Source organism: Motilimonas cestriensis (assembly GCF_021295315.1).
Taxonomy (GTDB): Bacteria; Pseudomonadota; Gammaproteobacteria; order Enterobacterales; family CBDFNC01; genus Motilimonas; species Motilimonas cestriensis.
On the sequence record NZ_JAIMJA010000020.1, the window covers coordinates 24,058 to 36,728 of the forward strand.

The 12,671-nt window shown below is 43.9% G+C and carries 15 protein-coding genes; 9 read left to right on the forward strand and 6 right to left on the reverse strand.

Going from position 1 to position 12,671, the window contains the following annotated elements; translation table 11 throughout:
* Positions 1 to 132 precede the first annotated feature (132 nt).
* From sfsA to panD, 8 genes are all read left to right on the forward strand, one after another.
* Positions 133 to 849, forward strand: coding sequence for a DNA/RNA nuclease SfsA (sfsA, locus tag K6Y31_RS16995; protein ID WP_233054130.1), 717 nt, complete (start codon positions 133 to 135; stop codon positions 847 to 849).
* A gap of 158 nt (positions 850 to 1,007) precedes the next feature.
* On the forward strand, positions 1,008 to 1,457 hold the full coding sequence (gene dksA, locus K6Y31_RS17000) for an RNA polymerase-binding protein DksA (RefSeq protein ID WP_233054131.1): 450 nt from the start codon (positions 1,008 to 1,010) through the stop codon (positions 1,455 to 1,457).
* A 72-nt stretch (positions 1,458 to 1,529) separates the two neighbouring features.
* Positions 1,530 to 2,429: a tRNA glutamyl-Q(34) synthetase GluQRS gene (gluQRS, locus tag K6Y31_RS17005; protein ID WP_233054132.1), complete on the forward strand. Its 900-nt coding sequence runs from the start codon at positions 1,530 to 1,532 to the stop codon at positions 2,427 to 2,429.
* 314 nt (positions 2,430 to 2,743) lie between these two features.
* Positions 2,744 to 4,021 (forward strand): polynucleotide adenylyltransferase PcnB, encoded by a 1,278-nt coding sequence (gene pcnB / locus K6Y31_RS17010; protein WP_233054178.1) that lies wholly within the window; start codon positions 2,744 to 2,746, stop codon positions 4,019 to 4,021.
* On the forward strand, positions 4,021 to 4,521 hold the full coding sequence (gene folK / locus K6Y31_RS17015) for a 2-amino-4-hydroxy-6-hydroxymethyldihydropteridine diphosphokinase (RefSeq protein ID WP_233054133.1): 501 nt from the start codon (positions 4,021 to 4,023) through the stop codon (positions 4,519 to 4,521). Before pcnB ends, folK begins: the two co-directional genes overlap by 1 nt.
* A 33-nt stretch (positions 4,522 to 4,554) precedes the next feature.
* Positions 4,555 to 5,349, forward strand: a complete 795-nt coding sequence (gene panB / locus K6Y31_RS17020; RefSeq protein WP_233054134.1) for a 3-methyl-2-oxobutanoate hydroxymethyltransferase — start codon at positions 4,555 to 4,557, stop codon at positions 5,347 to 5,349.
* Positions 5,350 to 5,358: 9 nt separating this feature from the next.
* Positions 5,359 to 6,213, forward strand: a complete 855-nt coding sequence (panC, locus tag K6Y31_RS17025; RefSeq protein WP_233054135.1) for a pantoate--beta-alanine ligase — start codon at positions 5,359 to 5,361, stop codon at positions 6,211 to 6,213.
* A 72-nt stretch (positions 6,214 to 6,285) separates the two neighbouring features.
* Positions 6,286 to 6,666, forward strand: a complete 381-nt coding sequence (gene panD / locus K6Y31_RS17030) for an aspartate 1-decarboxylase (protein WP_233054136.1) — start codon at positions 6,286 to 6,288, stop codon at positions 6,664 to 6,666.
* 67 nt (positions 6,667 to 6,733) lie between these two features.
* Here the strand turns inward: panD and trmB are convergent, their stop codons facing one another.
* From trmB to hpt, 4 genes are all read right to left on the reverse strand, one after another.
* A complete protein-coding gene (trmB, locus tag K6Y31_RS17035) occupies positions 6,734 to 7,390 on the reverse strand; it encodes a tRNA (guanine(46)-N(7))-methyltransferase TrmB (protein ID WP_233054137.1) in 657 nt (218 codons plus the stop codon).
* The gene (locus K6Y31_RS17040) at positions 7,387 to 8,160 is read right to left on the reverse strand and encodes an ABC transporter permease (RefSeq protein ID WP_233054138.1); all 774 of its coding nucleotides are present in this window, start codon (positions 8,158 to 8,160) and stop codon (positions 7,387 to 7,389) included. Before K6Y31_RS17040 ends, trmB begins: the two co-directional genes overlap by 4 nt.
* 1 nt (position 8,161) lies before the next feature.
* Complete coding sequence (locus tag K6Y31_RS17045; RefSeq protein ID WP_233054139.1) at positions 8,162 to 9,082, reverse strand: ABC transporter ATP-binding protein; 921 nt, start codon at positions 9,080 to 9,082, stop codon at positions 8,162 to 8,164.
* 69 nt (positions 9,083 to 9,151) lie between these two features.
* The gene (hpt, locus tag K6Y31_RS17050; RefSeq protein WP_233054140.1) at positions 9,152 to 9,679 is read right to left on the reverse strand and encodes a hypoxanthine phosphoribosyltransferase; all 528 of its coding nucleotides are present in this window, start codon (positions 9,677 to 9,679) and stop codon (positions 9,152 to 9,154) included.
* Positions 9,680 to 9,919: 240 nt separating this feature from the next.
* Between hpt and K6Y31_RS17055 the strand changes: the two genes are divergently transcribed.
* Entirely contained in the window at positions 9,920 to 10,540 is a 621-nt protein-coding gene (locus K6Y31_RS17055) for a TetR/AcrR family transcriptional regulator (protein ID WP_233054141.1), read from the forward strand.
* 61 nt (positions 10,541 to 10,601) lie between these two features.
* On the opposite strand, the gene K6Y31_RS17060 is transcribed toward K6Y31_RS17055, so the two are convergent.
* Positions 10,602 to 11,219, reverse strand: coding sequence for a flavin prenyltransferase UbiX (locus tag K6Y31_RS17060; protein WP_233054142.1), 618 nt, complete (start codon positions 11,217 to 11,219; stop codon positions 10,602 to 10,604).
* Positions 11,219 to 12,577: a UDP-N-acetylmuramate:L-alanyl-gamma-D-glutamyl-meso-diaminopimelate ligase gene (gene mpl, locus K6Y31_RS17065; protein ID WP_233054143.1), complete on the reverse strand. Its 1,359-nt coding sequence runs from the start codon at positions 12,575 to 12,577 to the stop codon at positions 11,219 to 11,221. The genes K6Y31_RS17060 and mpl overlap by 1 nt, the downstream gene beginning before the upstream one ends.
* Positions 12,578 to 12,671: the final 94 nt, after the last annotated feature.

Consider the following 12,671-nt stretch of genomic DNA (forward strand, 5'->3'; position numbering starts at 1 on the left):
CGCTATCTTAACGCAAGCGCCCTTGACTAAAAACTCTAACCCGCTCAATTTTCTTTATCCCTTTAAAACCATTGCGCCGATAGGGAAAGAGCTTTACCCTGCCCGCCATCGACCATCGCCAATGGAGCAGGCATGCAATTTACCCCGCCGTTACAATCCGCCACATTAATTAAACGTTACAAACGTTTTTTAGCTGATGTCGTATTACCAGATGGCCGTGAAGTCACCGTGCATATTGCTAATACCGGTGCCATGACCAACTGTGGCTCGCCGGGTGATACTGTTTGGCTAAGTTATTCTGGCAACAGTAAACGAAAATACGCCTACAGCTGGGAGTTGACCCAAACCCAATCAGGGCAACTCATTTGCGTGAACACCCAAAGGGCGAATCAAATTGTTAAACAAGCTTTACTTGAACAGCGCATCCCGGCACTTGCGCAATACTCAACCGTGCAAGCGGAAGTGAAGTATGGCGATGAAAATAGCCGAATCGACTTTCTGCTGCGTGACGAGACACAAGCGGATTGCTATGTGGAAGTAAAAAGCGTCACTTTATTAGATCAGGAAAACGGCTGGTTTCCTGATACCAAGACACCACGCGGGCAAAAGCACCTTAGAGAATTAATGGCTATAAAACAAACAGGCGCACGCGCGGTGCTGCTCTTTGCAGTGATGCATTCAGGGATTAACTCTGTCAGTGCGGCAAAACAAATAGATCCCATCTATAATCAGTTGATCAATGAAGCGCAGCAGGCGGGTGTTGAAATATTAGTCTATCAGGCTGAACTATCAGCCACAGAGCTTTGTCTTAATAAAAAACTGGATTGGATAAATAACCAACAAGATTGATGAGTTCGTAATATGTAATAGGCAGTAAAAACTAGGGATTGATTGTAGGTTGAACAAATAAATATAAATTGCAATTGATCCACGTCAGCTATTTTGCTATAGATAGCCGCCTTATTTTTGCTTCCATCACTAGTTAAGTGTGAAAAAGGAGAAACGTCATGCCAGAAGGCAAGGCTAAAAAAACACTGGGCGTATTAGCTATTGCTGGGCTTGAACCTTATAAGGAAAAGCCTGGCGAAGAATTCATGAATGACGCTCAACGTGAGCACTTTAAAGTCATTCTAGAAGCTTGGCGCAACCAGTTAAGACAAGAAGTGGACCGCACTGTTGGCCATATGAAAGATGAAGCGGCTAACTTTCCTGATCCAGTAGACCGCGCAGCACAAGAAGAAGAGTTCAGTCTTGAGTTACGCGCTCGTGACCGTGAGCGTAAGTTAATCAAGAAAATTGAGAAAACGTTGCAAAAAATTGAAGATGACGACTTCGGTTACTGCGACAGCTGTGGCATCGAAATTGGCATCCGCCGTTTAGAAGCAAGACCGACAGCCGATCAATGTATTGATTGTAAAACCCTTGCAGAAATCAAAGAACGTCAACTGGTGGGCTAATACACCCATGGTTGAAATTGAAGGGGCCTTGGCCCCTTTTTGTTCACTTTAACGCGTGTTTAAATACTTCTAATGATCCCCCCTAGCAAAGACTCTTCAGCACACCACTACATTGGCCGTTTTGCTCCTAGCCCCTCGGGACCGTTGCATTTTGGTTCACTGATTGCCGCACTCGGTAGCTATTTACAAGCAAAATCGCAGCAAGGAAGTTGGTTAGTACGGATAGAAGATATCGATCCACCGCGTGAAGTAGCTGGCGCAGATCAAGCCATTTTGCGGAGCTTAGAACAATATGGCTTACATTGGGATCAAGAAGTACGGTATCAAAGCCAACAGTCTGACTATTACGAGGACGTGATAGCAGAGCTAAAGCAACGGGGCTTATGTTACGCTTGCCAATGCACCCGAGCGCAGATTAAACAACAAGGTGGTCTTTATTTGGGCCATTGTCGTCAACTTGGCTTAGACCCTCAAGATCGTGCAATTCGCTTACAAGTGGATAAAGGTGTCAGCGCATTCATTGATAAGCTGCAAGGTGAGGTTTCGATTCCTCATAATATGGCGACGGAAGATTTTATTATTAAGCGTAAAGATGGTTTGTTTGCCTATAACTTAGCGGTCACCTTAGACGACATTCAACAAGGCATTACCGAAGTTGTCAGAGGCGCAGACTTACTGCTACCCACAGCAAGGCAAATAGGCCTGATGCAACAACTCAAAGCGCCCGTGCCAGATTATGTACATTTACCCTTAGCGGTGACAGAGCCTGGCTTTAAATTGTCGAAACAAAATCACGCCCCGGCAATTTCAGACTTGGATGTCACATTAACCACTTGGCAAGCGCTTGCATTTCTTGGCCAACAACCACCACCAGAATTGCAATCAAGCGGTCAACAAACCCTGCTAAATTGGGCTGTTGACCATTGGTCGTTAGATAAAGTAGCGCACCAAGAAGAAATAATACTCAGTTAATGAGCTGATTTAGGGTTGCCTTCACAAAACTACAGCACATATTTTGTGAATCCCCCGAGCGAATACGGAACAAATACGGAGTTAAGTTGTGTTTAACTTAACCCTTGCATATTATAGGCGCCTAAAATATCAGCGCGATCTAGAGGACATAGACCATTAAGCGTATAAAAGAATTTTGCAAAAAAGTGTTGAGTAAAAAATCTCAACCGCGCACGGCTCCCGCTGCGTCAGCAAACACCCCGACCACCATTACGCCAGCCCAACCTAAAGAGGCTAAAGCGAATGTGCCAGTAGCCAGTAGTAATAGCACCGCTATTCACCGCAGTGAGCACAGCATTTCACGTAATGATATTAGTGAAAATGCATTAAAAGTATTGTATCGCCTACATAAATCAGGCCACAAAGCTTACCTAGTCGGTGGCGGTGTTCGCGATCTATTACTCGGGTTAAAACCAAAAGACTTTGATATCGCAACCGATGCGACGCCAGAGCAAGTTAAAAAGCTGTTTAGAAATTGCCGTTTAGTTGGCCGTCGTTTTCGCTTGGCGCATATTTTATTTGGTCGCGACATTATTGAAGTGGCGACCTTACGTGGTCATCATAGTGAAGAAGAAACCGAAAAGAATACCTCTTCACAATCGCAAGAAGGCATGCTGCTGCGTGACAACGTATACGGCTCAATAGAAGAAGATGCCGAACGCCGTGATTTCACCGTAAATGCCCTTTACTATGACATTGCTGATTTTTCCTTGCGTGATTTTTGTCATGGCCTAGACGATCTTGAGTGTCGTCGTATTGAGTTAATTGGCGATCCGGAAACGCGCTATCGTGAAGACCCCGTGCGCATGCTTCGCGCCGTACGTTTTGCGGTTAAACTACAGATGGAAATTAGTGAACGCACCAAAGCGCCAATTTCAAAATTAGCACCGCTATTGAAAGATATTCCACCTGCACGTTTATTTGAAGAAAGCTTAAAACTGATGTTATCAGGCCAAGGTTTAGCGACTTACAAAATGCTGCAGCAATACCAGCTATTACAACAGCTTTACCCGGTATCTTTCGTCAACGGGGACGATCCTAAATCAGAAGCATTGATCCATGCGGCACTGGCCAATACCGATGAACGTATTCAAGCCGACAAACGCGTCACCCCAGCCTTCTTGTATGCCGCTATTCTATGGTATCCAGTAGAGCAAAAGACCCAAGAAATTCTAACTGAAAGTGGTCTGCCATTTAACGACGCGTTTTTAATGGCGATGAACGAAGTGCTCGATTTCCAAGTGAAAAGTGTAGCCATCCCGAAACGCTTTACCTCGACCATGCGTGATATTTGGGTATTGCAAACGCGGATGTCAAAGCGTTATGGCAAACATGCTTACCGCATCTTCCATCATCCTAAATTTCGTGCTGCCTACGACTTTTTGCAACTGCGTGCCGATAACGAAGGCGGAGAATTAGTTGAGCTGTTTGAATGGTGGACTGATTTCCAAGAGCAAGATGAAGACGGTAAGCGCTCGATGGTGGCTAAATTAAGTAAACCTGCGACTAAAAAACGTCGTTACTACAAAAAAAAGCCTAGGCCAGCGTCATAATGCCAAGCTCTACCACACTCTGCTACATCGCTCTGGGCAGTAACCAGGGCGATCCAGTTAATAAAGCACTGTCGGCAATCACCGTGCTCAAACAAACTGCTGAGTTGAACATTACAGCTGTGTCGAGCCTGTATCGCAGTGCGCCGATGGGGCCACAAGATCAGCCCGACTATATTAATGGCGTTATCGCCCTAGAAACCGCTCTTCCCCCCCTTGCGTTACTGGATTTACTGCAAAAAATTGAATTAGAGCATGGCCGCGAACGTAAAGATGAACGCTGGGGTCCACGTACCTTAGATCTTGATATTCTGTTGTATGGTCAAGAAAACATTAATAACACGCGTTTAACTGTGCCGCACTATGGCATGAAACAGCGAGAGTTTGTAATATACCCCCTTTTAGAGATAGCACCGCAGCTTATGCTGCCTTGTGGTGCTAGTCTAATCAGCCTTGCTGCTCAATGTGACAGAAATGGCTTAGAAATCTATCAGGCCAGTTAGCCTTTTATACTGGCTGACCGTAATGGAGACAAGATGAGTAAAATATCCGCATCCCGCCTATTGAAAATGAAGCAAGAGCAGCAAAAAATAACCTGTATTACTGCCTATGATGCCAGTTTTGCCAGCTTATTTGATCAAGTAGGCATTCAGGTATTGCTGATTGGCGACTCTTTAGGGATGGTACTTCAAGGCCATGATTCTACTTTACCTGTGACCATTGACGATATTTGCTATCACACCCGCGCAGTCAAAGCCGGTGCAGAAAAAGCGTTAGTGATTGCAGACTTACCCTTTATGACGTACTCAAGCCCAGAGCAAACTTATGCCAGTTCAGCGCAACTGATGCGTGCTGGAGCCCATATGGTTAAACTTGAGGGCGGACAATGGTTAACAGAAACCATTACAGGCTTAACCCAACGTGGCGTGCCTGTTTGTGGTCATTTAGGTCTCACACCGCAATCTGTCAACGTCTTTGGCGGTTATAAAGTCCAAGGGCGCGGTGAAGCGCAAGCCGAGCAACTGCTACAAGACGCATTAGCACTAGAAACAGCCGGTATACAATTATTAGTTCTTGAATGTGTACCCGTTCCTGTTGCAGAAAAAATTACTCAAGCACTGAGCATCCCCGTTATTGGTATTGGTGCCGGTAATGTTACCGATGGACAAATTCTAGTCATGCATGATGCGTTTGGCATTTCAGCAGGCTTTTGCCCTAAGTTTTCAAAAAACTTTCTCACTGAAACCGGCGACATTAGAAAGGCCGTGGCCTTGTATAAAAGCCAAGTTGAAAGTGGTGAATTTCCCGCCCAAGAGCACAGTTTTTATTAGGCATTAATAATGGACATCACCCATAATATTGAGCAAATTCGCGCCACGGTAAAAGAGTGGCGTCAACAAGGGTTAAAGGTAGCGTTTGTCCCCACTATGGGTAACCTTCATCAAGGCCACCTAACCTTGGTGAAAACCGCTAAGCAACATGCTGATAAGGTGGTGGTAAGCATTTTTGTTAATCCAATGCAGTTTGATAGTGCCACGGATTTACAAGCCTACCCACGAACCCTAGATCAAGATGCGCAATTATTAGTCGCCAATCACGCCGATTTACTCTTCACTCCGACGCCAGAGATTATTTATCCGCAAGGTATCGATAGTCACACTTATGTTCATGTGCCAGGTATTTCAGAGCTACTAGAGGGAGCCTTACGACCGGGCCACTTTCGTGGCGTTAGCACCGTAGTCACCAAGCTATTTAATATTGTGCAACCTGATGTGGCCTGTTTTGGCGAAAAAGATTTTCAGCAACTGGCACTGATCCGAAAAATGACGACCGATCTTGCCTTGCCCATCGACATTATTAGTGTGCCTACAGTACGCGCCGAGTCAGGTTTAGCCCTTAGTTCGCGTAATGGCTACCTAACACCTGAAGAATTAGCACTCGCGCCCTATTTGCATCAAGTCATGCAAGCCATCGCAACTAAAATGGCTGCTGGTGAACGAGATGTCACATCGCTCGTAAATGAATTTAGTAACCAACTCGATGCCAAAGGGTTTAAAACGGATCAAATTGATATTGTCGATGCTGAATCTTTACTGCCACTATCTGCCACCAGTCATACCGCGGTGATATTAATGGCGGCCTTTTTAGGCAAAGCGAGATTGATTGATAATCGCACAGTAAATTTGCACCCTTAAACATTTTATTTTATATTTCACCGCTCAAATAGCCCCTAGTTCATTTGAGCTGAATACGGAGAAGAAATTGCCATGCAAAAGGTAATGTTAACAGGCAAACTGCACCAAGCGCGTATTACTCACGCAGAGCTTAATTATGAGGGCTCATGTGCCATCGACCAGGATTTTTTGGAAGCGGCCGGTATTCTTGAGTACGAAAAAATAGAAATATATAACATTGAAAACGGTGCGCGTTTTTCAACTTACGCCATCGTCGGTGAGCGTGGTTCGAAAATCATTTCAGTTAATGGCGCAGCAGCGCGCATGGCTGCAGTAGGCGATCGCGTGATCATTTGTACCTACGCTTCAATGAATGATGCTGAAATCAAACAGCATAAACCAAGCTTAGTTTACCTTGATGCGCAAAATAACATTGTACGCACCAGTAAAGACGTGCCGATCCAAGTCGCTTAAGCTAACCGCTTTCGCCACACATAAAAAAAGGACGAATTATCGTCCTTTTTTTATTGCCTGTGAAAAATTACAAATTCAACTGCAAGCGCCACGAATCTTGGCCACTTGCCCAGTATTTTCGCTCAAATGGCGTGATTGCCTCATCACTTTGATATTGCTCGACCTTGGTATCAAAGCCTGCGATGGCTAACGATGCTGCAAATTCATCGACATAGGTTTGCCAATTGCTGCGCACCTCTAACTTACCACCGAGTTTGAGAATATAGGGAAAGACCGAGCTACCGTGCCAGCGACGTTGAAAGTGCTTTGCTTTTGGCCAAGGGTTTGGGTAGAGCAGGTAATGATGACTTAATTGCCAGCCCGCCTCTACCGCTAAACGCCAAAAGTCATTCAAATCAACCTGCAGTAACACGGCATTGTCAGGTAGGCTGATAGGTGTTTTTGCCAAGCGATGGGCTGACTTATCTAAACCAATCACCACCGCCTCTGGATGCAATTGTGCAATCTTCACCGTGCTTTCACCAACACCACAACATGAATCAAAAATAATGGGACGACTATCACCCGCTAGTTGCTTTGCTAACGTATTAAATGCAGCTAACGTATGCTCTTGATACGGTTTTTTAAAGTCTGTTGATAAATGTTTGCGCACCACAGTTTCAAGTTGCTCATTAAGCCCAACTTGATTTGAAATAACCTTGCGAGAATTACCCAATTCGTTCAACTTCTTAACCCTATACCTTTGTTTACTAAATAATATGCGACGCTATAGAACACAGCAATGAAGCTGCAAATCACTAACAATGAGACCCAAACTGATACGTCAGACACACCTAAGAAGCCGTAGCGAAAGGCATTAATCATGTACACAATCGGGTTTAGTTGAGACACCCCCTGCCAGAAATCGGGCAGCATACTAATAGAGTAAAATACGCCGCCTAAATAGGTTAGCGGAGTGAGTACAAACGTAGGGATGATACTGATGTCATCAAAGCTCTTGGCAAATATGGCATTGATCAATCCGGCTAGAGAAAAGGTGATAGACGTCAATAACACTGTGACCACTAAAATAAATAAGTGGTGGATCTGTAAAGTAACAAAAAACTGCGAGATACAGGTGACAATCAGGCCAACCAATAGCCCACGAACCACGCCGCCACCGATGTAACCCAAAATCATAATGTGATTTGGTACAGGCGCCACCAGCAACTCTTCCACATTACGCTGAAATTTAGCGCTATAAAATGAAGAAGCCACATTCGAGTATGAGTTAGTAATTACCGACATCATAATTAAACCCGGTACAATGAAAGACATATAGCTCACGCCACCCATCTCACCAATGCGAGAGCCGATCAAGTTACCAAAAATAACGAAATAAAGGCTCATAGTGATCGCAGGCGGCACTAAGGTTTGTACCCAAATACGTGTAAAACGATAGATTTCTTTAATTAAGATACTTTTAAAAGCAGTGAAATACAGCTGACCTTTCATTTTAGTGACTTCCTTGTTGTACCAGTTCAACAAATAGCTCTTCCAGTCGATTACTCTTATTGCGCATACTCAGCACTTGCACCCCTAGTTCACTAAGTTTTGCAAAAGTGGCATTAAGACCTTCATCTTTCAGTACTTCTACTTCTAAAGTGTGCTCGTCGATGCGAGTAAACTCCGGCCCTAACTGCAATTGCTCTGGCAAGGTACTGGTGTCGAGCACAAAAGTCTCTTTCGCAATACGCGCAAGCAAAGACTTCATGCTGGTATTTTCAATCAGCTCACCTTGATTAATGATGCCAATATTTCGACACAAGGTTTCGGCTTCTTCCAAGTAGTGAGTGGTTAACACTATGGTAATCCCCTCCTTATTTAGCTGCTGCAAGAAAACCCACATTGAGCGTCTTAGCTCAATGTCTACACCGGCGGTTGGCTCATCTAAAATCAGTAGTTTAGGCTGATGCATCAAGGCCCTTGCTATCATTAAACGACGCTTCATTCCCCCCGATAAGGTGCGACTTTGCTGTTTCCGTTTATCCCACAAATCTAACTGCTTTAAACAGATTTCAGCACGTTGCCACGCCTCTTTACGAGGTAAGCCATAATAGCCTGCTTGATTCACTAATATTTGTTCAACCGCTTCAAATTGATTGAAATTAAATTCCTGAGGTACTAAACCTATATGGCGTTTGGCATCTTCAAGGTGCGTGTCTATATCGTCACCAAATATTTTCACTTCGCCTGAAGTTTTATTCACGAGTGAACTTAAAATACCAATAGTTGTCGATTTTCCTGCGCCATTAGGACCAAGCAACGCATAAAAATCACCTTGCTTGACTGTCAAACTAATTCCCTTTAAAGCCGTATTACCATCTTTATAAATTTTTATTAAATTTTTAATTTCAATTGCGTTCAACAAAGTCATCCTTTTATTAATTATGACTGAATTAACACACCTCGATTTGAGCGGTTAAACCCTTATATAATGGGCGTATTATTCAGGTACTACTTTACCGATGAAAGGTAAATTTCTATATTTTTGCGCGTAATCGATGCCATAACCAACTACAAATTCATCAGGAATTGAAAAACCTACCCAATCAACCGGTACTTCAACCTGGCGACGAACCGGCTTGTCGAGTAGGGTACAGATAGTCAGAGATGCAGGATCACGCATCAGTAGCATTTCACGAATTTTGTTTAAGGTAAAACCGGTGTCGATGATGTCTTCAACTATCACCACGTCTTTACCGCGGATTTCATCATCCAAGTCTTTTTTGATTTTTACTTCACGTGAACTTTCCATTTTATTACCGTAACTTGATGCTGTCATAAAGTCTAATTGCACTGGCAAGTTTACTTTTCGACTTAAGTCAGCCAATAAAATACAAGAGCCTCTCAACAAACCTATCATGACTAAGCATTCAGTATCTTTGTATTTTAATTCTATTTCTTTGGCCATTTCACTGACACGTTGTTGTACATCTTGCTCAGAGATTAAAACCTCTACTGAATGTTTCATAATCGATTCCTAAATATTGCTTTTTTAATAACAAGGTTAATAATAAATTAGTAACTAACAAAACTCGGTCAGTTCAAACTCAAGTGGTGAATTATTCTGAGTTATACGTTTTTAATATACTGAAAATGTAATTTTACAGTCTATTGAGTGTACTAATATGGCCGTAAATGATAGTCTTCCGCCGTATAAAATAAAATTATATTTTCATAATAATAACAGCAGTAGACAGTAGACAATATCATGGAACCACGCGCAGAATTTAGACGCCGAACAAGATTGGCACCGGAAGCCCGCCGCAAACAGCTCATGGAATGTGCACTTGAAGTTTTCTCTAAACGAGGAATCGGACGTGCAGGCCATGCAGAAATTGCTGAGTTAGCTCAAGTATCAGTCGCCACGGTGTTTAACTATTTTAACACCCGAGAAGACCTAGTAAACGCTGTACTCACCGAAGTAGAGCTTTACTTCAGAGGTATTGCCTCTGCCGCATTTGTGCAAAGTAAAGATCCGATGGAAACCATCCACGATTACATTGCCTTTGTAGTAGAAGCGGCTTATACCAAACCCGATTATACGCACATTTGGTTAGAATGGAGTTCTTCAGTTCGTGAAGAAATCTGGCCTCGCTATCTCAAATTGCTAGCGCATAACACGGAATTAATGAAAAAAGTCATTAAGCCTGGGTTTGATAACAACACCTTTGAATGTAGCTTAACCGTCGATGAGTTCTGTCGTGCGTTAACAGGTTGTGGCTATATGATCATTCAAATGATCAACCAGCCTAGCAATCCGTCGCAAGACAAAGTGATAGAGTTTGTTTATAACTATATCACCGCCATCTTACGGCCAACCGCTAAGTAATAATAGATAATACAAAAGCTGCCTTGGCAGCTTTTTTTGGTCTTCAATATTAGCCCTTACACTAATCCTCACAACCCCAGCGCTGACTAGCATTATTATCAATGCCTAAATGGTCAAGAATTCGCGCCACCATAAAATCGAGCAACTCATCTATTGAACTTGGTTTATGATAAAAGCCTGGCGCTGCAGGCATAATAGTTACCCCCATTTGCGATAGGCTCAGCATATTTTGTAAATGTAGCGTCGAAAATGGCGTTTCGCGCGGCACCAATATTAACCGGCCTCGCTCTTTTAAAATCACATCAGCCGCACGCTCGACTAAATTATCGGATAAGCCGTGAGCGATCGCTGCTAACGTGCCGCCACTACAGGGGCAAATCACCATGGTTTTTGGTGCGCCAGAGCCCGATGCGACGGGAGAAAACCAATCTTTCGATGCCCAGACCTTAATTTGTTCCGGCTGAGCTTGATGTTGCTCGGTTAAATGCGTCGCTAATGCCTCTGGCTCATCGGGCCATATTTCTTCTAACTCAGTTCGCACCACTATTTTGGCTGCATCTGACATTAAAAAATGCACTTGGTAACCCGCCCGAACTAAAGCAGATAAGAGTCTGGTGCCATAAGCAGCACCAGAGGCACCGGTTAAGCCTAAGGTTAAGCTACCGTTAAATTGTCTCACTATAACTCCTCTCGCTGAGCCAGTCGCTCAATCAACCGCTGATGAATACCACCAAAACCACCATTACTCATGATTAATACGCTATCTCCTGATTTTACTTGCAACAGTATATGTTCAAGTAAGGCACTGAGATCAGATTCAATGATGGCGGGGGTATCACTATTACTAAAACATGCGGGTAATGACCAGTTAAGCCCTTCTGGCTGCAAGCAATAGATCATATCCGCGGTTTGTAATGACGTGACTAATTCATGTTGGTGAGTGCCCATTTTCATGGTGTTGGAGCGCGGCTCTAATACAGCTAGAATACGCCCTTTACCGACCTTAGCCCGCAGTCCTGCTAATGTTGTTTTGATTGCTGTGGGGTGATGGGCAAAATCATCATAAACCTTGATGCCGGCCACCTCGCCTTTTAGCTCCATTCGACGTTTGGCATTTTTAAACTCACCTAACGCCGCAATACTGTGTTCAGGCAGCACGCCAACATGTTTCGCTGCGGCAATGGTGGCTAACGCATTAGCAATATTATGATCTCCTAATAAAGACCAGCTCACGCGCCCTTGTAGTTGCTGTTGGTAAAAAACATCGAATACGGTGCCATCAGCAATCACCTTTTCCGCTGACCAATCACCATTTAATGTTTGCAACTCACTCCAGCATCCTTGCTCTAATACTTGGTCAATGGCTGGTGTTTGGGTTGGATAAATGATTTGCCCTTGTTGCGGAACAAGACGGACAAGGTGATGGAACTGACGTTGAATAGCGGCGAGATCAGCAAAAATATCTGCATGATCAAATTCCAAGTTATTAATAATCAGCGTGCGTGGTTTGTAGTGAACGAACTTCGAACGCTTATCAAAGAAAGCACTGTCATATTCATCGGCTTCAATTACAAAAAACGGCGTTTCGCCCAACCGAGCAGAAATGCCGAAATTTTCTGGCACACCGCCAATAAGGAAACCCGGTGCCATCCCCGCAAACTCTAATACCCAAGCTAACATACTGGAGGTAGAGGTTTTACCATGAGTCCCCGATGCCGCTAGCACCCATTTATCTTTGAGCACAAATTCGTTCAGCCATTGCGGCCCAGAAATGTAAGGCAAGTTAAGATTAAGCATGGCTTCAACACAAGGGTTACCACGGCTCATGGCGTTACCAACGACAATCAAGTCTGGCGCGGGAGCCAGTTGAGAAGGATCGTACCCTTGAATTAATTCTATGCCTTGCTCTTCAAGTTGTGTACTCATGGGAGGATAAACGTTGGCGTCCGAGCCCGTTACCCGGTGCCCTAATTGCTTGGCCAAAATGGCTAAACCACCCATAAAGGTGCCGCAAATGCCTAGAATATGAATGTGCATACTGCTCTCTCTGTATAATTTATTGAGCCCAGCAACGACTTAGGCTCCATTGAAAGCATGTTAACGTAACCACAAAACTAAGGCTAGAACACCC